This is a genomic window from Frigoribacterium sp. Leaf415 (genome assembly GCF_001424645.1).
Taxonomy (GTDB): Bacteria; Actinomycetota; Actinomycetes; order Actinomycetales; family Microbacteriaceae; genus Frigoribacterium.
This window is the reverse complement of sequence record NZ_LMQR01000001.1, coordinates 1,025,676-1,047,169: the sequence shown is the minus strand read 5'-3', so window position 1 is coordinate 1,047,169 and position 21,494 is coordinate 1,025,676. Positions and strand designations below refer to the sequence as shown.

17 protein-coding genes are annotated in these 21,494 nt (G+C 70.2%); 8 read left to right on the top strand and 9 right to left on the bottom strand.

Annotated elements, in window-relative coordinates:
• Window positions 1-26: 26 nt before the first annotated feature.
• Window positions 27-482, top strand: coding sequence for a DUF3093 domain-containing protein (locus ASG28_RS04785; RefSeq protein ID WP_055976923.1), 456 nt, complete (start codon window positions 27-29; stop codon window positions 480-482).
• Here the strand turns inward: ASG28_RS04785 and ASG28_RS04780 are convergent.
• The gene (locus tag ASG28_RS04780; RefSeq protein WP_043592858.1) at window positions 457-750 is read right to left on the bottom strand and encodes a DUF4193 domain-containing protein; all 294 of its coding nucleotides are present in this window, start codon (window positions 748-750) and stop codon (window positions 457-459) included. The genes ASG28_RS04785 and ASG28_RS04780 overlap by 26 nt on opposite strands.
• Before the next feature lie 198 nt (window positions 751-948).
• Here ASG28_RS04780 and sepH point away from each other — a divergent pair, with 198 nt between their 5' ends.
• Complete coding sequence (gene sepH, locus ASG28_RS04775) at window positions 949-2,103, top strand: septation protein SepH (RefSeq protein WP_055972599.1); 1,155 nt, start codon at window positions 949-951, stop codon at window positions 2,101-2,103.
• 24 nt (window positions 2,104-2,127) lie between these two features.
• On the opposite strand, the gene ASG28_RS04770 is transcribed toward sepH, so the two are convergent.
• Complete coding sequence (locus ASG28_RS04770; RefSeq protein ID WP_055976920.1) at window positions 2,128-3,258, bottom strand: alkaline phosphatase family protein; 1,131 nt, start codon at window positions 3,256-3,258, stop codon at window positions 2,128-2,130.
• 61 nt (window positions 3,259-3,319) lie between these two features.
• Here ASG28_RS04770 and ASG28_RS04765 point away from each other — a divergent pair, with 61 nt between their 5' ends.
• Window positions 3,320-5,833 (top strand): DNA gyrase/topoisomerase IV subunit A, encoded by a 2,514-nt coding sequence (locus tag ASG28_RS04765; protein WP_055972596.1) that lies wholly within the window; start codon window positions 3,320-3,322, stop codon window positions 5,831-5,833.
• An 84-nt stretch (window positions 5,834-5,917) separates the two neighbouring features.
• Here ASG28_RS04765 and ASG28_RS04760 read toward each other — a convergent pair whose 3' ends face one another.
• Window positions 5,918-8,032 (bottom strand): DNA gyrase/topoisomerase IV subunit B, encoded by a 2,115-nt coding sequence (locus ASG28_RS04760; RefSeq protein ID WP_055972593.1) that lies wholly within the window; start codon window positions 8,030-8,032, stop codon window positions 5,918-5,920.
• A 224-nt stretch (window positions 8,033-8,256) separates the two neighbouring features.
• Between ASG28_RS04760 and ASG28_RS04755 the strand changes: the two genes are divergently transcribed.
• Window positions 8,257-8,484: a DUF7455 domain-containing protein gene (locus ASG28_RS04755; RefSeq protein ID WP_043592677.1), complete on the top strand. Its 228-nt coding sequence runs from the start codon at window positions 8,257-8,259 to the stop codon at window positions 8,482-8,484.
• 100 nt (window positions 8,485-8,584) lie between these two features.
• On the opposite strand, the gene ASG28_RS04750 is transcribed toward ASG28_RS04755, so the two are convergent.
• The 5 genes from ASG28_RS04750 to ASG28_RS04730 form a co-directional block, all read right to left on the bottom strand.
• Complete coding sequence (locus ASG28_RS04750) at window positions 8,585-9,337, bottom strand: hypothetical protein (protein WP_054146013.1); 753 nt, start codon at window positions 9,335-9,337, stop codon at window positions 8,585-8,587.
• Window positions 9,334-10,593, bottom strand: coding sequence for a MurT ligase domain-containing protein (locus ASG28_RS04745; protein ID WP_055972589.1), 1,260 nt, complete (start codon window positions 10,591-10,593; stop codon window positions 9,334-9,336). Before ASG28_RS04745 ends, ASG28_RS04750 begins: the two co-directional genes overlap by 4 nt.
• A gap of 4 nt (window positions 10,594-10,597) precedes the next feature.
• Complete coding sequence (locus ASG28_RS04740; protein ID WP_055976918.1) at window positions 10,598-11,857, bottom strand: RNA polymerase sigma factor; 1,260 nt, start codon at window positions 11,855-11,857, stop codon at window positions 10,598-10,600.
• Window positions 11,858-12,097: 240 nt separating this feature from the next.
• Window positions 12,098-13,453: an MFS transporter gene (locus ASG28_RS04735; protein ID WP_055972587.1), complete on the bottom strand. Its 1,356-nt coding sequence runs from the start codon at window positions 13,451-13,453 to the stop codon at window positions 12,098-12,100.
• 88 nt (window positions 13,454-13,541) lie between these two features.
• Window positions 13,542-14,468, bottom strand: a complete 927-nt coding sequence (locus tag ASG28_RS04730) for a proteasome assembly chaperone family protein (protein WP_055976916.1) — start codon at window positions 14,466-14,468, stop codon at window positions 13,542-13,544.
• An 86-nt stretch (window positions 14,469-14,554) separates the two neighbouring features.
• On the opposite strand from ASG28_RS04730, the gene ASG28_RS04725 reads away from it, so the two are divergent.
• From ASG28_RS04725 to sucB, 3 genes are all read left to right on the top strand, one after another.
• Complete coding sequence (locus tag ASG28_RS04725) at window positions 14,555-16,033, top strand: leucyl aminopeptidase (RefSeq protein WP_055972585.1); 1,479 nt, start codon at window positions 14,555-14,557, stop codon at window positions 16,031-16,033.
• Between the two features lie 174 nt (window positions 16,034-16,207).
• A complete protein-coding gene (lpdA, locus tag ASG28_RS04720; protein ID WP_055972582.1) occupies window positions 16,208-17,581 on the top strand; it encodes a dihydrolipoyl dehydrogenase in 1,374 nt (457 codons plus the stop codon).
• A 91-nt stretch (window positions 17,582-17,672) separates the two neighbouring features.
• Window positions 17,673-19,166: a 2-oxoglutarate dehydrogenase, E2 component, dihydrolipoamide succinyltransferase gene (sucB, locus tag ASG28_RS04715; protein ID WP_055972579.1), complete on the top strand. Its 1,494-nt coding sequence runs from the start codon at window positions 17,673-17,675 to the stop codon at window positions 19,164-19,166.
• A gap of 23 nt (window positions 19,167-19,189) precedes the next feature.
• Here the strand turns inward: sucB and ASG28_RS04710 are convergent, their stop codons facing one another.
• Entirely contained in the window at window positions 19,190-20,557 is a 1,368-nt protein-coding gene (locus ASG28_RS04710; protein ID WP_055972576.1) for a hypothetical protein, read from the bottom strand.
• A 122-nt stretch (window positions 20,558-20,679) separates the two neighbouring features.
• On the opposite strand from ASG28_RS04710, the gene ASG28_RS04705 reads away from it, so the two are divergent.
• On the top strand, window positions 20,680-21,402 hold the full coding sequence (locus ASG28_RS04705; protein ID WP_055972573.1) for a DUF4191 domain-containing protein: 723 nt from the start codon (window positions 20,680-20,682) through the stop codon (window positions 21,400-21,402).
• The last annotated feature ends 92 nt before the right edge of the window (window positions 21,403-21,494 follow it).

Here is a 21,494-nt window from a genome sequence, read left to right as displayed (position 1 = left end):
TGCAGAAGTCTGGTCGAATGGACGTCATGAACCCCTACCGTGAGCGCCTGCTCCCGCCGCTCTCCGTCTTCGTCGCCTGCGCGCTGCTCGTCCCTGCCACCCTGCTGGTCTTCCTGCCGATCAACTCGACCGTGGGCGTGGTGATGGCCGTCGTGTTCTACGCGGCCGCCATCGTCCTGCTCGTCCTGACCTCGCCCGTGCTGACGATCGACGACGAGGGCTTCACCGCGGGTCGCGCCCGTCTGTACTCCCACGAGATCGGCGAGGCCGAGGGGTTCACCGGCGCCGACGCCACACGAGAAAGAGGGCCCCGGCTCGACGCGCGAGCCTGGACCCTCTTCAGGGGGTGGGTGCGACCGGTGGTCAAGATCTCGTTGACGGACCTCGACGACCCGGCACCCTATTGGTTGGTGTCGACCCGTCGTCCCGACGAGGTCGTCCGGCGGTTGGAGGCGCTCAGGCGGCGCACTCCCGGCAGATAGCGCCCAGCTTGGTCTCGTGGTCGAGCTGCGAGCGGTGCTTCACCAGGAAGCACTCGACACAGGTGAACTCGTCGACCTGCGGAGGGAGGACGACGACGTCGAGGTCGAGGTCCGAGAGGTCCTGTCCGGCGAGCTCGAACGAGCCCGGGTTGTCGGCGTCGTCGTCGACGACGCCGGTCATCTTGTCGGGGACCCTCTCTTTGAGCCCCTCGATCGACTCCGAGCCGTCGTCGTCGTTCTTGCGAGGTGCGTCGTAGTCGGTGGCCATGCCCATCCAGTTCTTCGGTCGTTCGTGTGCCCGATTCGGCGGGTGCAGTTTGCATCACTCGTTGTCGAATAGCAAACCCGTTCCCACGGCCTTTCAGCCGCCTCGGAAGAACTGACGGCACGCCCGTCGTATTCCCGCGAGAACGGGTGCCGACGTGCGACTCTTGGCACCGGATCACGACGGTGAAAGGCGTGGAAAATGCAGGATCTCAGGGTCATCGGCGTCCAGAGCGGAGCTCTGCTCGTCTCCACCGACGCCGGTGGCGAGTACCGCCTTCCCGTCACCCACACCCTCCACTCCCAGCTCCGGGCGGCCAGCCCGGGTGACGCGCCGGTCGAGCGGAAGGCACCGCCGCGCGAGATCCAGGCCCTGGTCCGGGCGGGCAGGACCCCGCAGCAGGTCGCCGACCTGACCGGCGCCGACCTCGACTACGTGCACCGGTTCGAGGGACCGGTCCTGGCCGAGCGTGCCTTCGTCCTCGAGAGCGCTCGGGCCGTCACGGTGTCCGTCGCCGACGACGCGGCCTCCGGCGTTCAGGCGACGACCTTCGGAGCCGTGATCGACGAGCGACTCGACGGCGCCGAGACCTCGCAGCGCGAGTGGAGCGCCTACAAGGACGCCGAGCACGGCTGGGTGATCCACCTGGCCTTCGTCACGCACGAGGTCGAGCGTGACGCGACGTGGCGCTTCGACCCGAAGAAGTCGGTCCTGGCCCCCCTCGGTGGCGACGCCCACCGACTCTCCCAGCACGGCGAGGAGGCCGGTCCGCTCGTGCCGCGTCTGCGGGCCGTGTCCCGCGAGCCACGCCACGACGACACGTCGGGTCGTTTCGACAGCGGTGCCTTCCTGGTGGACCAGGTCGACGAGGTCGAGCTCCCGGCCGAGGCCGCGACCGACCGGTTGCGTCCCGGTGTCCGGGGCACCGCCTCCTTCGCTGCCGCCAACCGGGCGCCGGACGAGGCGAGCGGGCACGACCAGACCGCCGACCTGCTCGAGGCCCTGCGACGTCGTCGCGGAGAACGCGAGGCCGCCCGGTTCTCGGACGACGACTGGCGCTCGGACCACCCGGTCACCGGGACGATCCGCGTGATCGACGTCCCCCTCGACGACTTCGACCTGCCCGAGGGGGCCACCAAGCCCACGCCCGTGTTGCCCGACCGGTCGACACGGCGCGACACCTCCGCGGACGACGCACCGGTCCAGCCCACCGGCATCCGGGGCAGCCGGGGTCGGGCGGGCCGGCGCGAGATGCCCAGCGCGGCTCAGCCGACGAAGAAGGCCCGCGGGCGCACCTCGATGCCGAGCTGGGACGAGATCGTGTTCGGAGCACGCTCGGACGACGACCCCGCCTGATCCTTCCGCCCGGGTCGGCGACCGTCACCGCCGGTAGGCGCCGAACGTCCGCAGGGGAACCAGGGTCTCGTCGTCGGACCACGACCCGTGGTGACCGACCATCGTGCCGGGCTGACCGCCGCGATCTCGTCCGTCGTAGTAGGCGACGCCCCGCCGGGCCGCGATGATCAGGTCGCCGATGCGCGGCAGCACGGCGGGGTCCACGGCACCGAACCACCCGGCCTCGACCGCCTCGGTCCGGGTCAGCACCCAGGCTCGGTCGCCTTCGGCGGACCGCCAGGCGTCGAGCAGTGCGCTCCGTCGACTCGCGTCCGCGTCGGGTTCGAGGTGCAGCTGCAGGCAGCGAGGCTCCCCCGCCACGTGCCTCACCCCGTCGACCAGGGCCGGCGTCCCTCCGAACACGAGGCGTCGCCGTTCGGCGACGTCGACGATCCCGTGGTCGGCCGTCACGATCACCCCGACGTCGGGTGCGACCGTGGACTCGAGCCTCCGCACCTCGGCGTCGACGCCCTCGAGGGCGTCGATCCACTCGTCGGACTCCCATCCGGCACGGTGGGCGATCATGTCGAGTTCGGGGACGTAGAGGTACACCAAGGAGGCGCGGGTCGAGTCGACGAGCCTCGCCGCGCTCGCGAAGCGGTCGGCCACGCTCTCGGCCACGTCGTAGGTGGCGCCCCGGAGGATGGCTTCGGTCAGACCCGACGATCGGTAGCGCTTGGGGCCCACGGCGTGGGACTCCACGTCGGGGGCCGTCTCGAACAGGGTGGGACGGCGCTGCCACTCGTCGGGTCGCATGCGGTCGTCCCACCCCGAGAGCTGCTTGACGACACGATCGTTCTCGGGGTCGAGGGCGGAGTAGCCGACGAGGCCGTGCTCGCCGGGAAGCGCCCCGGTCGTCAGCGTCGTGAGCGCCGCCGCGGTGGTCGTGGGCCACCCGGACCACAGGCTGCCCTTGACGCCCGACAACGTCCGGGCATGGCCTCGACGGGCTCCGAGGGCTGCCTGGCCGAGGCCGTCGACCAGGACGACGACGGCTGCCCGGGCGGCAGGCAGGTGGAGCGCGTTCACCTCACCCCGGAGGGACGCGAGACACGAGGGCACCACGTCGGCCAGGCTCACGGCCCCCCGGGGGCGCGCCGGTACGATGGAGGACACCGGCCCCAGTCTGGCACAGCGACGATCGGGTGCCCCGTCCACCCCGATCCGTGAGAAGTGCATGACCACCACCGAGAACACGAGCAGCCCCGACCACGGCGAACGCATCGAGGACATCGACGTCTCGCTCGAGATGCAGGGGTCGTTCCTCGAGTACGCGTACTCGGTCATCTACTCGCGGGCGCTCCCCGACGCCCGGGACGGCCTCAAGCCGGTCCAGCGGCGCATCCTCTACCAGATGTCCGAGATGGGCCTGCGGCCCGACCGCGGCCACGTGAAGAGCGCGCGCGTCGTCGGTGAGGTCATGGGCAAGCTCCACCCGCACGGCGACACCGCGATCTACGACGCCATGGTGCGTCAGGCGCAGCCCTTCACCATGCGGGTGCCGCTCATCGACGGGCACGGCAACTTCGGCTCGCTGGACGACGGGCCCGCCGCACCGCGGTACACCGAGGCCCGTCTCGCCGAGGCGTCGCTGGCCATGACGCAGGGACTCGGCGAGGACGTCGTCGACTTCGTGCCCAACTACGACAACCAGTTGATGCAGCCCGAGGTGCTTCCCGCGGCCTTCCCCAACCTGTTGGTGAACGGTGCGAGCGGCATCGCGGTGGGCATGGCCACGAACATGGCGCCCCACAACCTCGTCGAGGTCGTCGGCGCCGCGAGACACCTCATCGACCACCCCGACGCGAGCCTCGACGACCTGATGGCGTTCGTGCCCGGGCCCGACCTGCCCACCGGCGGCACGATCGCCGGGCTCGCCGGGGTCCGCGACGCCTACGCGACGGGTCGGGGCAGCTTCAAGACCCGGGCGCGGGTCGGCGTCGAGAGCATCACCGCGCGGAAGAACGGTCTCGTGGTCACCGAGCTGCCCTACCTGGTGGGGCCCGAGAAGGTGATCGAGAAGATCAAGGACGGGGTGCAGGCGAAGAAGCTCACCGGCATCACGGACGTCACCGACCTCACCGACCACAAGCACGGTCTCCGTCTCGTGATCGGGATCAAGACGGGGTTCAGCCCCGAGGCCGTCCTCGAGCAGCTCTACCGGTACACGCCGCTCGAGGACGGCTTCAGCATCAACAACGTCGCCCTCGTCGACGGGCAACCGCGCACGCTCGGGCTGAAAGAGATGCTCGAAGTCTACGTCGCCCACCGCCTGTCGGTCGTCACGCGTCGCAGCCGCTACCGGCTGGCCAAGAAAGAGGATCGCCTCCACCTCGTCGAGGGCCTGCTCGTCGCCATCGTCGACATCGACGAGGTCATCCAGGTGATCCGGACGAGCGACGACACGGCCGCCGCCCGCGCTCGACTGCGCGAGGTGTTCGACCTCAGCGAGATCCAGGCCGAGTACATCCTCGACCTGCAGTTGCGCCGCCTGACCAGGTTCAGTCGCATCGAACTCGAGGCCGAACGTGACGAGCTGCTCGCGGCCATCGCCGACCTCAAGGACCTGCTGGCCGATCCCGCCCGCCTCCGTGCCCTCGTCTCGAGTGAACTCGGCGAGATCGCGGAGCAGTTCGGCACCCCGCGGCGGACCCTCCTCACCGAGGCCAAGCCGAGCGTCGCCACGACGGGTCGCGGCAGCAGGTCCACCCCCGTCCTCGAGATCGCCGACACCCCGACCCGGGTGTTCCTCTCGACGACGGGCCGCGTCCTGCGCGTGGACCACCTCGACCCCGACTCCGCGGCCCCCACTCCCCCGGCCCGGCGCACGAAGCACGATGCCGTCCTGTCGTCGATCGACACGACCACGAGGACCGAGATCGGCGCCGTGACGAACCTCGGACGTCTGGTCCGGCTCACCCCCGTCGACCTCCCGTCGGTGCCACCCACGTCGGTCCAGCTCGGTGCGGGGGTGCCCATCAGGGACTACGTCGGCCTGGTCGACAAGAAAGAACGTGTGCTCGGGCTCGTCTCGCTCACCGCGGACCGGAGCATCGCGCTGGGCACGGCCCGGGGTGTCGTCAAACGAGTCGCGACCGGCCAGTACCCCGCCCGACCCGACTTCCCGGTCATCACCCTGAAGAAGGGCGATCAGGTGGTCGGTGTCGCCCAAGGGGTCGACGAGGACGAGCTCGTCTTCGTCACCTCCGCCACACAGTTGCTCCGGTTCACCGCCTCGGCGGTCCGACCGCAGGGGCCCGCCGGCGGTGGGGTGGCCGGCATCAACCTCCCGGACGACGCGAGCGTCATCTTCTTCGGCGCCGTGCCCGCGGGTCACGAGGCCGTCGTCGCGACGGTGTCGTCGAGCAGCTCGACGATCGCCGGCACCGACCCCGGACGTGCCAAGCTCAGCGCCTTCGACGAGTACCCGGGCAAGGGGCGCGCCACGGGCGGCGTCCGGTCCCACTCGCTGCTCAAGGGCGAAGACGCCCTGTCGCTGGCCTGGGTGGGACCGGCCCCCGCGCAGGCGGTCGGCCCGGACGGCTCCGTCCGGAGCCTGCCGACCGAGCTGTCACGCCGGGACGGCTCAGGCACGCCCCTCGACGCACCCGTCGGGTCCGTCGGGGCCTCGGTGGCCCATATCACCGACTCGGCCACGGGCCTCGAGGCCGGCGCCGAACCCGGCGAGTGACGCTTCGGACGACCGACCGAGACGGCACCGCACCTCGGAGTCGAGAGGCGGCGCCGTCCTCGTCGGCCACGAATCGGTCGGGACTCAGACGTCGATGCGGTCGCGGCTGAGACCGGCTCCGTCGATGATGAACTCCTTGCGAGGGGCGACGTCATTGCCCATCAACAACTCGAAGACCCGCGCGGCGTTCTCGGCGTCGTCGACCTTGACGCGCCTCAGCATGCGGTTCTGACGTTCCATCGTCGTGGTCCGGAGTTGTTCGGCATCCATCTCGCCGAGACCCTTGTACCGCTGGATGGGGTCCTGGAACTTCTTGTTGGTGCGCTTGAGCCCCGCGAGGACGCCGTGCAGCTCTTTCTCGGAGTACGTGTAGATCGTCTCGTTGGGCTTGCTGCCGGGGTGCATCACGACCACCCGGTGCAGCGGGGGAACAGCCGCGAAGACGCGCCCGGCCTCGATCATCGGTCGCATGTACCGGAAGAACAGCGTGAGCAGCAGCGTCCGGATGTGGGCACCGTCCACGTCGGCGTCGCTCATGATGATCACCTTGCCGTAGCGGGCCGCCTCGAGATCGAAGGACCGCCCGGACCCGGCCCCCAGGACCTGGATGATGGAGGCGCACTCGAGGTTGGACAGCATGTCGCTGACCGAGGCCTTCTGGACGTTCAGGATCTTGCCGCGAATCGGCAGGAGCGCCTGGAACTCGCTGTTGCGGGCGACCTTGGCCGTGCCCAACGCGGAGTCGCCTTCGACGATGAACAGCTCGCTGTTCGCCACGTCGTTCGACCGGCAGTCGACGAGCTTGGCCGGCAGGGTCGAGTTCTCGAGGGCGTTCTTGCGACGCTGGGTCTCTTTGTGCGCCCGGGCGGCGATTCGGGTCTTCATCTCGGCGACGACCTTGTCGAGCACGAGGGCGGTCTGGGCCTTGTCCTCTCGCCTTGTCGACGTGAAAAGCGAGCCCAGCTCGGTGGCCACGACGTTCGCCACGATCGCCCGCACGGCCGGCGTGCCCAGGATCTCTTTGGTCTGGCCCTCGAACTGCGGCTCGGGGAGGCGCACGGTGAGCACGGCCGTCAGGCCGGCCAGGACGTCGTCTTTCTCGATCTTGTCGTTGCCCACCTTGAGGCGACGGGCGTTGGCCTCGACCTGCTGCCGGACGAACTTCAGCAGCCCGGTCTCGAAGCCGGTCTGGTGCGATCCGCCCTTCGGCGTGGCGATGATGTTCACGTAGCTGCGGAAGACGGTCTCGTATCCCCCGCCCCAGCGCAGTGCGATGTCGACGTCGCACTGGCGCTCGAGTTCGGTCGCGATCATGGCACCGCCGTCCGTGAGCACGGGAACCGTCTCGGTGTAGGTGCCCGACCCGGTCAGGCGCCACGTGTCGGTCACCGCCGTGTCGGGCGCGAGGAACTCGACGTACTCGCTGATGCCCCCGTCGAAGCGGAAGGTGCTCTCGAGGGGGAAGCCGCCGTCGGTGAGCGAGCCGGCACGCTCGTCGCGCAGGGTGAGCGTGAGCCCGGGGATGAGGAAGGCCGTCTGCCGGGCCCTGGCCGAGAGCTCGTCGGTCTGGAACGAGGCCCCCCGGGTGAAGATCTGCCGATCGGCCCAGTACCGCACCCGGGTGCCGGTGACACCGCGCTTGGTCTTGCCGACCTCGCGGAGCACGCTGCCCGAGACGAACGGGGTGAACGGTGAATCGGGGGTGGGCTCGCCCTCGTCGTCGAACGTGCCGGGTTCGCCGCGGCGGAACGACATGGCGTACGTCTTGCCGCCCCGGTCGACCTCGACGTCGAGCCGCTCGGACAGGGCGTTGACGACGGAGGCACCGACGCCATGGAGGCCACCGGACGACGTGTACGAGCCGCCGCCGAACTTTCCACCGGCGTGCAGCTTCGTGAACACGACCTCGACGCCGCTGAGGCCCGTCTTGGGTTCGATGTCGACGGGCACGCCGCGGCCACTGTCGCGGACCTCGACACTGTCGTCCGAGTGGAGCACGACGTCGATCGTGTCGCCGTGCCCCCCGAGCGCCTCGTCGACCGAGTTGTCGATGATCTCCCAGAGGCAGTGCATGAGACCGCGCGAGTCGGTCGACCCGATGTACATGCCGGGACGCTTGCGCACGGCCTCGAGGCCTTCGAGCACCGAGAGGTGCCGGGCCGAGTAGTCGGAGGCGGGTGCGGACGAGGTGGGGGGCATGGTTCTCCTGAAGGGCCCACCGTCATCTCTCGACGACGGGAATGCGGGGAGGCGGTGGCCGCGTTACAGCCTACCGAGGGCCGCCGACACGGCAGTCCCGACACTCGACGGCCCGGTCCCCGCTACGCGATGAGCGAAATCCGGGGCCGATGTCACGCGATACGGACGTGGGCGTGTTTTGATGAGTGTCTCACCCACCGCACCACCGTCAGGAGGAGCATCACATGACTCAGATGGCCACCGACCAGACCGCCGTCGACGAGCTCGGCTCCCGTTACCAGTTGAGCGCCGCGGACCGCTGCGACAGCTGCGGAGCCCAGGCTTACATCCGCGCGACCATGGCCACCGGCGAACTGCTCTTCTGCGCCCACCACGGCGCGAAGTTCAAAGAGAAGCTGCAGCCCACCGCGATCGAATGGCTCGACGAGAGCTCGAAGCTCCTCGCGCACTGAGACACGGCGCCGCCCCGGACCACAGCCCGGGCCGGCAGCACGACGAAGGCCCCGCATCCGATCGATGCGGGGCTTTCGTCATGTCGCCGTGCGGACGTCGTCACATGGCCTTGAACGACCGTTCGAGGTTGTCGGCGATCACCTTCTGCGACGCGGCGGCGTACTCGTCGAGCTTGGCGTGCCCGGCGCCCGCCGAGTACGAGATCATGCGACGGCTCAGCGCGACTCGCAGGACCCGGTCGGTCAGGGCGGGGTTGAGAGGGAGGACCGGTCCCTTGAGCTGGGTGCCGAACGACACGCCCCGGCGCACCCCCTCGCGGCCGTCGCCGTTCCCACCGCCGTGGACCACGGAACCGAACGGCTCGGCGTCCGTCCCGAGTTCGAGGTGGGCGGCATGGTCCTCGAAGCCGAAGAGGGTGATCTCGTCACCCTGGTAGTCGGTCGTCACCTGCAGGTAGTTCGTCCGACGAGGAGCCCCGCGGCGGACCACGGCGTCGAAGAAACCGACTCCCTCGACCGACTCGCCGTCGACGCCCTCGACTCCGCGGCTCAGGAGCTCGAGACCGCCTCCTACTGCCACCACCGGGACGCCGGAGGCGGCGAACGACTCGAGTGCCGGCGCGAGGCGACGAGCGTCGGCGGCGACGGCTCGGACCCCGGACAAGGGACCGTGCCCCACCACGACCACGTCGGCCACGGTCGGCACGTCGTCACCCACCCGGTACTCGAGGACGGTGCTGTCGACCCCGGCTCGGCGCGCGCGCACCGCGAGCGTCGTCACGTTGCCCCGATCACCGCTCACACCGAGCTCTTCCGGATAGAGGTGGACGATTCGGAGGACGTCGTCGCTCACGCGGTCTTCTCCAGGTCGGGGTGGCCGAGGATGCGGCGGGCCAGCATCATCTGCTCGTAGTTCGTCACGAAGTGCTTCGTGTTGTCGCTCGGGGACGGGAGTGCCCGCATCAGGCGGATGGCCTTCGAGATGTCCTCTTCGATCACGTGGACGGGGATGCCCTCGTGCTCGAGCCGCAAGGCCAACTGCCATGCCTTCGCCCCCGCGAGGACGTCGACGTGGTCGAGGCGCGAGAAGTCGATGTCGTAGATCCACGAGATGTCGGGCGTGCCCTCGTCGATCGCCAACATGACCTGCTCGACGCCCTGCGGGAGTGCGTCGAGGTTCATCTGGAGGCTCGCCGCGTTCTTGAACATGATGAACTCGGCCTCGTCGGCGCCGAGGGACATGCGCTCACCGCGACCGTAGGCCGGCTTCATGCTCTCGAAGGCCCGCTGGACGGCAGTCGGGTCGACCGGGTGCCCCAGGACGATCGAAGCCGTCTGGAGGGCCGCCGCGGCGTCCACGGCGTAGTGCAGACCACGCGCCGGCAGCCGGACGTCGATCGGGGCGCCGGAGACGGTGATGGTGGCGCCCGTGCCCGTGAGAGCGGTCACCTCGGTCTCGGCGGTCAGCGAGGTGTCGGCCTCACGGCTGAAGTCGTTGGCGTTCTGGAGGCCGTTGGGTGACGCGGAGACGACCTCGGGTGAGGCACCGAAACGGGTCACCGTCTGGCGACCGACGGCCTGGTACGGGCCCAGGTGCTGGTCGTCGCGGTTCGTCACGACCGCGGCGGTGGCCACGGCAGCCGTGTCGGTCATCATCGTGCCGACCCGCTCGGTCTCGAAGAACCGGTACAGCTGATCGACCTGCACGTTGAGCATCAGCACCGTCGAGGGGTGCAGGGACTTCGTCAGCTCGACGGCGAACGCCTCGTCGACCTCGATCACGCCGATGTCGTCGCGGACACGACCGAACGGCGTCACCTCGCGGAGGAAGGCCGACGCGATGCCCTGAGGCAGGTTGGCACCCGTCGGGTTCGTGAACACCTTGAGCCCGTGGGCCCGGAGCGTCTCGGTCAGCATCATCGTCGTCGTCGACTTGCCGTTCGATCCGAGCACGAACACGACGCCGCGCTCGAACTGCGACGAGACGTGCGTGAGGAAATCGGGCGCGAGCTTCAGGACGGTCTGCCCCGGGTACGCGGACCCGCCGCCCCGCAACCGGGCGACCGCCCGGACGAGTCGGCCGGCCAGCACGGGGACCAGGTAACGCACGGGCCTACTCGAGGTAGTCGCGGAGCGACTGCGAACGCGACGGGTGGCGGAGTTTCGCCATCGTCTTGGACTCGATCTGGCGGATGCGCTCGCGCGTCACGCCGAACGTGTCACCGATCTGGTCGAGGGTCTTCGGCATGCCGTCGCCCAGGCCGAAGCGCATGCGGATGACGCCGGCTTCACGCTCGGACAGGCTGTCGAGCAGCGACTCGAGCTGCTTCTGCAGCATCGTGAATCCGACGGCGTCGGCGGGCACCACGGCCTCGGTGTCCTCGATGAGGTCACCGAACTCGCTGTCGCCGTCTTCACCCAGAGGCGTGTGGAGCGAGATGGGCTCGCGACCGTACTTCTGGACCTCGACGACCTTCTCGGGCGTCATGTCCAGTTCACGGGAGAGCTCTTCGGGCGTGGGCTCGCGTCCCAGGTCTTGCAGCATCTGGCGCTGGACGCGGGCGAGCTTGTTGATGACCTCGACCATGTGCACCGGGATGCGGATCGTGCGGGCCTGGTCGGCCATGGCACGCGTGATGGCCTGGCGGATCCACCAGGTGGCGTACGTGGAGAACTTGAAGCCCTTGGTGTAGTCGAACTTCTCGACGGCACGGATCAGACCCAGGTTACCCTCTTGGATCAGGTCGAGGAACTGCATGCCACGGCCGGTGTAGCGCTTGGCGAGGCTGACCACGAGTCGGAGGTTGGCACCGAGCAGGTGGCTCTTGGCCCGTTGACCGTCGCGGGACACCCAGCGCAGCTCGCGCTCGAGCTCGCGGCTCAGGCCGGTGCTGTTGGCGAGCTTGTCGTCCGCGAAGAGGCCCGCCTCGATGCGCATCGCGAGCTCGACCTCTTCGGCCGCGTTCAGCAGGGCGACCTTGCCGATCTGCTTCAGGTAGTCCTTGACGGGGTCGGCCGTCGCGCCGGTGATGGTCGTCGAGTAGACGGGCATCTCGTCGTCGTCGTCCTGCGAGATGACGAGCGCACCGGTCGGGAGGATCTCGGGGACGGGCTTCGTGCCCTCGCCGTCGGCGTCGTCGGAGGCAGCCGGGTCGACGGCGGCCTCGGCGTCGACCTCGTCGTCGGCGGATTCGGCCGCGGCGGCCTTCTTGGCGGCTGCGGTCTTGGCCGGAGCCTTCGTCGCCGCCTTCTTGGCGGGAGCCCGCTTGACCGGAGCCTTCTTGGCGGCGGGAGCCGTGGTCTCGGGCTCGACGGACGTGTCGTCGGTCACGGCCTCGTCGGGGGCCGCGGTCGCTTTGCTGCGTGTAGCCATGCGAACACCTTTCAGTTCTCGGTACGTTCCGGACCGGACGCGATCGTCGCGTTCACGTGCGCCGGTGGGGACGTCGACCGGCACTGGGCGTCGGCCGAATTCGGGCAGTACTAGGACCCATGTCAAGTCCTCGATCGAAAGCGCGCCGACTGTGCCGACTCGTGAACTCGATCGATGGACATGAACGGGTCCGTATCCCATTATTGCACGTCCGGCCGGTGCCGGGCGACACGGGCGACGTCAGGCGTTCGGCCCCCGTCGGGGCCGGTTGCGCGCGGCCTGCCATCTCCTGTTGAGGGCAACCCAGAGGGGCGCCACCTCTATTCCTTCCTCGAGGCGCAGGCCCCGACGGGTGCGGCGGCGCTCGACGAGCAAGGCCACCACGCCGCCGCCGACCACCACGTACTGGACGAGCAGCGCGATGCGGAACGACTCGAAGGCGAAGAGGTCGCTCGGTTGACCCGAGGCGATGCGGGCCGCGTCGAGTCGGTCGAGGACGACGCCGATGAGGAACATCATGACGAAGCTCGCCAGGAAGCCGCCCACGTTGACCACGCCGTTGGCGACGCCGAGACTCCGGAGCGGGTTGAACGTCCGCGCGAAGTCGAAGCCGATCAGGGAGCCCGGCCCGCCCACGCCCAGCACGACGACGAGCACGTAGGCGAGCCAGTGAGGTGGCGTCCCGGGCCACGCCAGCAACGTCGTCCAGACGACGGCGAGCACCGTGACGATCCCGAGGACGAGGTTGGAACGTCTCATCGGGTACCGGGCGACCAGCACCCCGAGGACGGGCCCCGCGACGACGCCCGACAGCACGAGCAGCGAGAGCATGCCGGAGGCCTCCCCGGTCGAGAAGCCGAGACCGCCGACCAGCAGAGGAACGCCCCACAGGAGGCTGAAGACCGTGCCCGACGACTGCGTCACGAAGTGCGACCAGAACCCGAGCCGGGTCCCCGGACGACGGACGCTCTGCCCCAGCTGTCGGCCCGCGTCGGCCCAGCTGACGACCGCCTCGGAGCGGACGCGTCCGGTCGGCGACTCCTTCACGACCAGCAGCACGACCACGGCAGCGACGACCGAGAGGGATGCCGCGCTGAGGAAGGCCGGGCCCCACCCCGCCCCGTGCAGGACGATCGACAGGGGCACGGCCGACAGCACCTGGCCGAGCTGTCCGACGTTGCCGGTCCACTGGGACACCTGCGGCAGGATCGGGCCCCGGAACCACGAGGGCAGCAGGCGGATCACCGAGATGAAGGTCATCGCGTCGCCGGCACCGACGAGAACACGGCCCACGACGGCCACGCCGATGGTCGGCGGCGAGAGCGCCACGACGAGCTGGCCCGCGGCCAGCAGGACGGCTCCGGCGACGATGAGCCTCTTGGGTCCCACCCGGTCGAGCAGGACGCCGACCGGGATCTGCAGCCCCGCGTAGACGACGAGCTGCACGACGGCCAGGGTCGACAGGGTGGAGGCCGAGACGCCGAAGAGGTGCTGCGCCTCGACGCCCGAGACGCCGAGTGACGACCGCTGCAGGACGGCGACGACGTAGGCGAAGACGGCGGCTCCCCAGACGAGCCAGGCGCGTGCGGAGTTCACCCCGCGACCCTAGCCGACCGTGGGCTGGCCGCCGGCCCGCGCCTCCTGCGCTCCCGGGTCGGAACGGACCCGGGAGGCGCGGTGCCGGTCAGGAGCGGTCGTCGCCCTCGCCGTCCACCCGCCGGGTGGCGAGGAACTTCTCGAGTTCGGCCGCCAGGGCGTCGGCCGAGGGCACCTGGCCGTCCTGGTCGGTCAGCGGGGAGGGCAGCGGGTTGCCCTGCATGTAGGTGTCGTGACGCTCCTCGAGCGTGGCGACCAACCGGGACAGCTCGTGGTTGCCGGCGACCTGCTCGTCGACCTTGACCATGAAGTCGCGACCCTCTTCGCGGAGGCGGTCGGTCGGGAAGATCAGCCCCGTCGCGGCGCTGATGCTCGACAGCGCCGCCACGGCCGCGTCGGGGAACTCGGTGTCGGCCAGGTAGTGAGGCACGAGCAGGACGAAGCCCGCCGTGGGGTGCCCCGTCTCGCCGAGGCGGTGCTCGACGAGGTGCAAGGCGTTGGCGGGCGCCTGGGTGACGGGTTTCCACACGGACATGGCCTCGACCAGGTCGGAGCGGTTGCCGCTGACCGTGACCCCGATCGGACGGGTGTGGGGCACGGGCATCGGGATGGCGTGCACCCAGGTCGTGGTCGAGACGCGGTAGCGCTCGACGAGTTGCACGACGGCCGCGGTGAAGCGCTGCCACTGGAAGTCGGGTTCGAACCCGGCCAGGAGGAGGAACCGTTGACCGAGGTCGTCGTGGACGAGGTACAGCGACAGGGTCGAGGGCTCGATCTCGGAGATGTGGTCCTGGTCGAAGGTGAAGGTCGGGCGACGGGCCCGGTAGTCGAGGAGCTCGTCGGCGTCGAAGGTCGCCACGAGGGTGTGGTCGAGGGTGTCGAGGACGTACTCCGCCAGCTGGCTCACCGCCGAGCCCGCGTCGGCGAACCCGGTCAGGCCGGCGACGAGCGGCAGGCCTTCGGGTACGTCGTCGGCGTCGGGGGTGATGTCGTAGAGAGCTGCGGGGTCGTGCATGGTCTCCATGCTAGGCACCGGGCGTCGACGGGAGGGGCCCACGGCCACGTGCCGAGAGCGAACACCACGGTCGATACGATGGGCCGATGACCGTCGCCACGCTCTCCGTCCTGCCGTCCGATCCGATCGCCGCCGAGGCCGACGTCCTCGTCGTCGGCGTCGTGAAGGGGGCCGACGGCCCCGAGCCGACCCTCGAGGTCCCGGGACTCGCGGAGTCGTTCGCCGCCCTGGGGGTGACCGGCGCCCGGGACGAACTCGTCAAGGTCCCCGTGTCCGGCGTCACCGCCTCGATCGTGGCCCTGGTCGGCCTGGGCGACTCCGTCACGGCCGAGAGCCTCCGCTACGCCGCGGGCTCGGCCGTCCGTCAGCTCACCGCCGTCGACCGGGTCGTCCTGGCTCTGCCCGTGGGCGACGCCGCCGACGCGCTGGCCGCCCTCGAGGGCGCCGCGATCGCCTCGTACGAGTTCGACGCCTTCCGCCACTCCTCGGCATCCGACACCCGTCGACACGCCCGCGACATCGCCCTGGCGACGTCGACCGACGTGCAGGACTCCGTCCTCGAGCGCGCGGCCGTGGTGGCCGAGGCCGTGCACACCGTCCGCGACCTGGCCACGACTCCCCCTCAGCAGATGTACCCCCAGGCACTCGCCGACTTCGCCGTGGCGCATGCCGCGGACGACGCCCTCTCGGTCACCGTCCTCGACGAGGACGGTCTCCGCGACGGCGGGTACGGAGGCATCCTCGGCGTCGGCCAGGGGTCGAGTCGCGGACCCCGGCTGGTGAAGGTCGAGTACTCCCCCACCGGAGCCGCGAAGCACCTCGCCCTGGTCGGCAAGGGCATCACGTACGACACGGGTGGGCTGTCCCTCAAGCCCGCCGCCAGCATGCTCGGCATGAAGGACGACATGACGGGGGCCGCGACGGTCCTCGCCGTGACGGTGGCCGTGGCGAAGCTCCGGCTGCCCGTGCGACTGACCGCGTGGCTCTGCATCGCCGAGAACATGCCGAGCGGCACGGCGATCCGACCCGACGACGTCCTCACCATCAAGGGCGGCACCACCGTCGAGGTGACGAACACCGACGCCGAGGGCCGACTGGTCATGGCGGACGGCCTGGTCGCGGCGAGCGACGAGCAACCCGACGCCATCGTCGACGTGGCCACCCTCACGGGCGCCCAGGTCGTCGCCCTGGGCATGCGCTACGTCGGCGTCATGGGCAACGACGACCTCGCGTCCGAGATCGTGTCGCTCGCCGACACGACGGGCGAGACGTTCTGGCGCATGCCGCTGGCCGCCGAACTGCGCGCGCGCCTGAACTCCGACGTGGCCGACCTCGTGAACGCGACCCCGGGCAACACGGCGGCCGGCATGCTGCTGGCCGGCGTGTTCCTGAACGAGTTCGTCGGATCGCGCGAGGGCACGTCGACGCCGATCCCCTGGGCGCACCTCGACATCGCGGGGCCGTCGAACAACAAGGGCGGCGGTTACGGCTACACGGCCAAGGGCTCGACGGGCGTGACCGTCCGCACCCTGATCGAGCTGGCCGACAAGTTTTCCGCTGCGTAGTAAGGTCGTGGGGGCGGGAGAAACCCGCTGAGATCGGTCCCCCGAGGGCATCCGCCGACGTGCGTCACGACGACGCCGCCGAACGATGCGATCGGTACGGGGACGGGCGTCGTCGCCACCGCGACGGCCCCGCCTCGGCGTCGGGGCACCGCGGACGCACGAGGGAGTTGCTGGGTGTCGGAACAGAATTTTGACCTGGTGGTGCTCGGTGGCGGGAGCGGCGGATACGCCGCGGCGCTCCGAGCGAGCGAGTTGGGCCTGAGCGTCGCGCTCGTCGAGAAGGACAAGGTCGGGGGCACCTGCCTCCACCGTGGCTGCATCCCCACCAAGGCGTTGCTCCACTCGGCCGAGGTGGCCGACGTGTCGCGCGAGTCCGCCAAGTACGGCGTCAACACCGACTTCCACGGCATCGACATCGCCGCCGTGACCTCGTACCGCGAGGGCATCGTCGCGAGCAAGTACAAGGGTCTCCAAGGACTCGTCAAGGCTCGTGGCATCACGACCGTCGAGGGCGAAGGCAAGCTGACCTCGCCGTCGACCGTCCAGGTCGGCGAGACCACCCTGAAGGCCAAGAACGTCGTGCTCGCCACCGGCTCGTACTCGCGCAGCCTCCCCGGTCTCGAGATCGGCGGCAAGGTCATCACGAGCGAGCACGCCCTCGCGCTCGACCACGTACCGAACAAGGTCGTCATCCTCGGCGGCGGTGTCATCGGCGTCGAGTTCGCCAGCGTCTGGAAGAGCTTCGGCGTCGACGTGACCATCGTCGAGGCCCTGCCCCACCTCGTCCCCAACGAGGAGGAGTCGATCTCGAAGCAGTTCGAGCGCGCCTTCCGCAAGCGCGGCATCGCCTTCTCGCTGGGCGTTCGGTTCCAGGGAGTCGAGCAGAACGACGACGGCGTCGTCGTCACCCTCGAGGACGGCAAGACGTTCGAGGCCGACCTCATGCTCGTCGCCGTCGGCCGCGGCCCCTCGACCGCCGGTCTCGGCTACGAAGAGGTCGGCATCACGATGGACCGCGGTTTCGTCCTGACGAACGAACGCCTCGCGACCAACGTCCCCGGCGTCTACGCCCTCGGCGACATCGTGCCCGGCCTGCAGCTCGCCCACCGCAGCTTCCAGCACGGCATCTTCGTCGCCGAAGAGATCGCGGGCCTCAAGCCGCAGGTGATCTCCGACGTGAACATCCCCAAGGTCACCTACTCCGACCCCGAGGTCGCGTCGGTCGGCCTGACCGAGGTCAAGGCCGCCGACCAGTACGGTGCCGACAAGGTCATCAGCTACGACTACAACCTCGCGGGCAACGGCAAGAGCCACATCATCGGCACGAGCGGCTCGGTCAAGGTCGTCCGCGTGGTCGACGGCCCCGTCGTCGGCGTGCACATGATCGGCGCCCGCGTCGGAGAGCTGATCGGTGAGGCGCAGCTCGCCGTCAACTGGGAGGCCTACCCGGAGGACGTCGCCCCCCTGATCCACGCGCACCCCACCCAGAACGAAGCCCTCGGAGAAGCCATGCTGGCCCTCGCGGGCAAGCCGCTCCACGCGATGTAGATCCCGAGCACCATCGCTCCTGCGAAGCAGGGGCCCGCATCACCACCACAGCAAACACAGACACACAAATGTCGTCAAAGGAGCCCCACAGATGAGCGAATCCGTCAACCTCCCGGCACTCGGTGAGAGTGTCACCGAGGGTACGGTCACCCGCTGGTTGAAGAACGTCGGTGACCGCGTCGAGGTCGACGAGCCGCTGCTCGAGGTCTCGACCGACAAGGTCGACACCGAGATCCCTTCGCCCGTCGCCGGTGTGATCGAAGAGATCCTCGTCGCCGAGGACGAGACCGTCGAGGTCGGCACCGCCCTGGTCCGCATCGGTGACGGCAGTGCCTCCGAGGCGCCCGCGGACGAGCCCGAAGCCGCTGCAGAGCCCGAGCAGGCACCCGCGGCACCCGCCGAAGCAGAGGCCGAAGAGCCCGAGGTCGCCTCGTCCGCCGCACCCGCCCCGGGCGAGGACTCCGCGGCCAGCGCGCCCGAGCCCGCCCCCGCCGTGGACCCGGCTCCTGCGGCTCGGCAGGACGCCGCCAGCCAGCAGCCCGCCGCCTCGCAGCCCGAGGCCACCCAGCCCAGCAGCGAGCAGCCCGCCCCGTCGGCACCGACCCCGTCGCCTGCCACGGGCTCGTCCGAGACGTCGGCACCCGCCACCCCGGCCCCGAGCAGCGGGGCGCCGGTCGGCTACGTCACCCCGCTCGTCCGCAAGCTGGCGAACGAGAAGGGCGTCGACATCTCGACCCTGACGGGCAGTGGTGTCGGGGGTCGCATCCGCAAGGAGGACGTCCTCGCCGCCGCCGAAGCCGCCGAGACCGCCGCGTCCTCGACCACCTCGGCACCGGCCTCCACCGGTCCCGCTCCGATCGAGGTCTCGCCGCTGCGGGGCACGACCGTCCCGATGTCGCGCCTCCGCAAGGTCGTCGCCGAGCGCGCGGTCCAGTCGATGCAGGCCATGGCCCAGCTCACCAGCGTGGTCGAGGTCGACGTCACCAAGGTCGCGGCGTTCCGCGACGCGAACAAGGGTGCCTTCCTCGAGAAGACCGGCAACAAGCTGTCCTTCCTGCCCTTCTTCACCCTGGCGGCCGCCGAGGCACTCAAGGCGCACCCAAAGCTGAACGCGACCGTCGACGGCGACTCGATCGTCTACCCCGACCACGAGCACGTGGCCATGGCGGTCGACACCGAGCGCGGCCTGCTGACGCCGGTCATCAAGAACGCCTCCGACCTCGACCTCGCGGGCATCGCCGGTCAGATCGCCGACCTGGCACAGCGCACGCGGGACAACAAGCTGAAGCCCGACGAGCTGGCCGGCGGCACGTTCACCGTCACGAACACGGGTTCGCGCGGTGCGCTGTTCGACACCCCGGTGGTCTTCCTGCCGCAGGTCGCCATCCTCGGCACCGGCATCGTCGTCAAGCGACCGGTGGTCATCAAGGCCGACGGATCCGAGTCCATCGCGATCCGGTCGATGGTCTACCTGGCCCTGTCGTACGACCACCGCATCGTCGACGGTGCCGACGCCGCGCGCTTCCTGGTCGCCGTCAAGGAGCGTCTCGAGGGCGGGGACTTCTCGTCCAAGCTCGGCATCTGACGCCCGTCGGGTGAGGCCGGGCCTCACCGATCGACGAACACATCGCGAAGCCGCCAACCGGCCTCGGTCCTCATCACGAGGACCGAGGCCGGTTCGCCGTGAGGGCCCCTCGCCTCGAGCACGACGGTCCCGCCGGTTCGTGACGCCCCACCCGTCAACTCGAGCAGGACCGTCGCCGCGCCGGCCAGCGAGGGGTCGTCGAGCACGGCCGCGTCCCGGAGCGCGATCGGTGAGCCCGGTTGATCGACGGCGGCGAGACAACTGGGGGTCACGTCCCGCAGGCACTCCAGCCGCGACGCCAGGAGCACCTCCGCGGCCGCGGCGGCATCGTCACCGACCACGAGCGCCTCGACCTCGTCGGGAGCCCCGGTTCCGCCCGTCCGAGCAGGTGCGGTCGTGGTGGTCCCCGGGGAGCCGCCTGCGGGACTCCCCGACGTCGATGCCTCGGCCCCCGCCGAGGCCGAGGCCGCACCCACCCCGTCGGCGGATCCGTCATGGCGTGTCGTAGAGGCCGAGCCGAGGACGACCGCCGCACCGGCGACGACGACGGCACCGGCCGCGAGCAGTCGATACCGCCGTCGGACGGCCCCGATTGCGGTCAGCACCTGTCGCGGCCGCAGGTCCCGCACGCCGGCGACCACCCGGTCGAGAACCTCCGATTCGGGCAGGAGCGCGAGCCAGCCCCGCAGGACCGGTTCGTCCTCGAGGGCCGACACGAGGGAGCCTCCCCCGAGACCGTCGTCGACGCCCTCGACCACGTCGTCGACGCTCGAGAGCGGAACGGCCTCGCCGAGGTCGAAGACCGACTCGACGAGTGACTCGAAGCTCGTCGCGTCCAGGGTCGGCGTCGAGTCCCGCGACGCCGGTCGCGCCGCCCGCTCGACGACGGCCTGGGCGAACTGCGCCGCCACGGGCAACGACGCGCGCTCGGCGTCCGGCCCGGTTGTCGCTTGCTGCACGCCGACCAGCACAGGGGCCCCGCGGGCGTCGATCTCGACGTCGTCGACGTCGAGAGCACCGATGGCCGTCCCCCGGCGGGCCAGGTGCTGGACCGCATCCAGCACGGGCACGACGAGGGTGATGGCCTCCCCCGGCTCGGGACGCCCCCGGGCGGCGAGCCACGAGGCGAGCGGGTCGCCGCCGACGTCCTCGAAGACGAGCACGAGTTCGCCCGACGGACTCGTCAGCACGTCGACCAGGGTCGCGACGTGCGGGTGGTCGGCGCGTGCGAAGGCGACCGCCTCGGCGACGGGAGAGCGTCCCGCCGAGCCCGACCCGCGCCTCCTGAGCACGACGCGTGACCCGCCGGGTGCTTCGGCGAGGATGCGCTCCACCCCGCCGTCGAGGCGCCGGGAGAGCACGCGGTAAGGGCCGATCGACTCACTCGTCATGAGGCGATGGTGTCGTCCTGTGGCCGGCGGCGTCGTGCCGCCGACGACCGCTGTCGACCGCCGACGGATCCGAGGCCCTGGGGAGGACTCGTCGGGACCGCTTACCCCGTATCCTGGTCCACATGGCTCGTCGCACGCCCCCCGAGAACACGTCCCCGAAACCGCCGAAGGAACCCGGCCGTCTCAAGCAGATGTGGCAGGTCTTCCAGATGACCCGCCGCGTCGACAAGACGGCGCTGCCGATGATGCTGCTGGCGTTCTTCGTGCCCGTGCTGCTCGGTGTGGTCGCGGCGGTGCTGCTCACGGGCGGCAACGTGCTCGCCCTCGTGCTGTACATCGTCGTCGGCGTCATGCTGGGGTTCCTGCTGCTGCTGATCGTGCTGGGCCGGAAGGCCGAGCGCGCGGCGTACTCGCAGATCGAGGGTCAGCCCGGTGCCGTCGGTGCCGTCATGAAGAGCGGCCTGCGTCGAGCGTGGCGCGCCGCCGAGATGCCCGTGGCCGTCCAGGGCCGCAGCCAGGCCGCGGTGTACCGCGCGGTCGGCAAGCCGGGTGTGGTGCTCATCGCCGAGGGCGGCGCCGGTCAGACGCGCCGACTCGTCGACGAAGAGCGTCGCAAGGTCACCCGCATCCTGCCGAACGTCCCGGTCCACGTCCTCAACGTCGGCCCCGACGCCGACTCCGTGCCCCTGCACAAGCTCGCAGGACGCATGAACAAGCTCAAGTCCTCGATCAACCGCAACGAGGTGCTCGCCGTCAGCAACCGGCTCCAGTCCCTCGGTCAGAACGGCCTGCCCATCCCCAAGGGCGTCGACCCCTTCAAGGTGCGGTCGGGCCGTCCGCGCTGACCCCGGCGACATCCGCCTCGACGTGACGTGACGACGGCGCCCCTCCGACCAGGAGGGGCGCCGTCGTGCGTCGGTCGGGTCGGCGGGGCGGC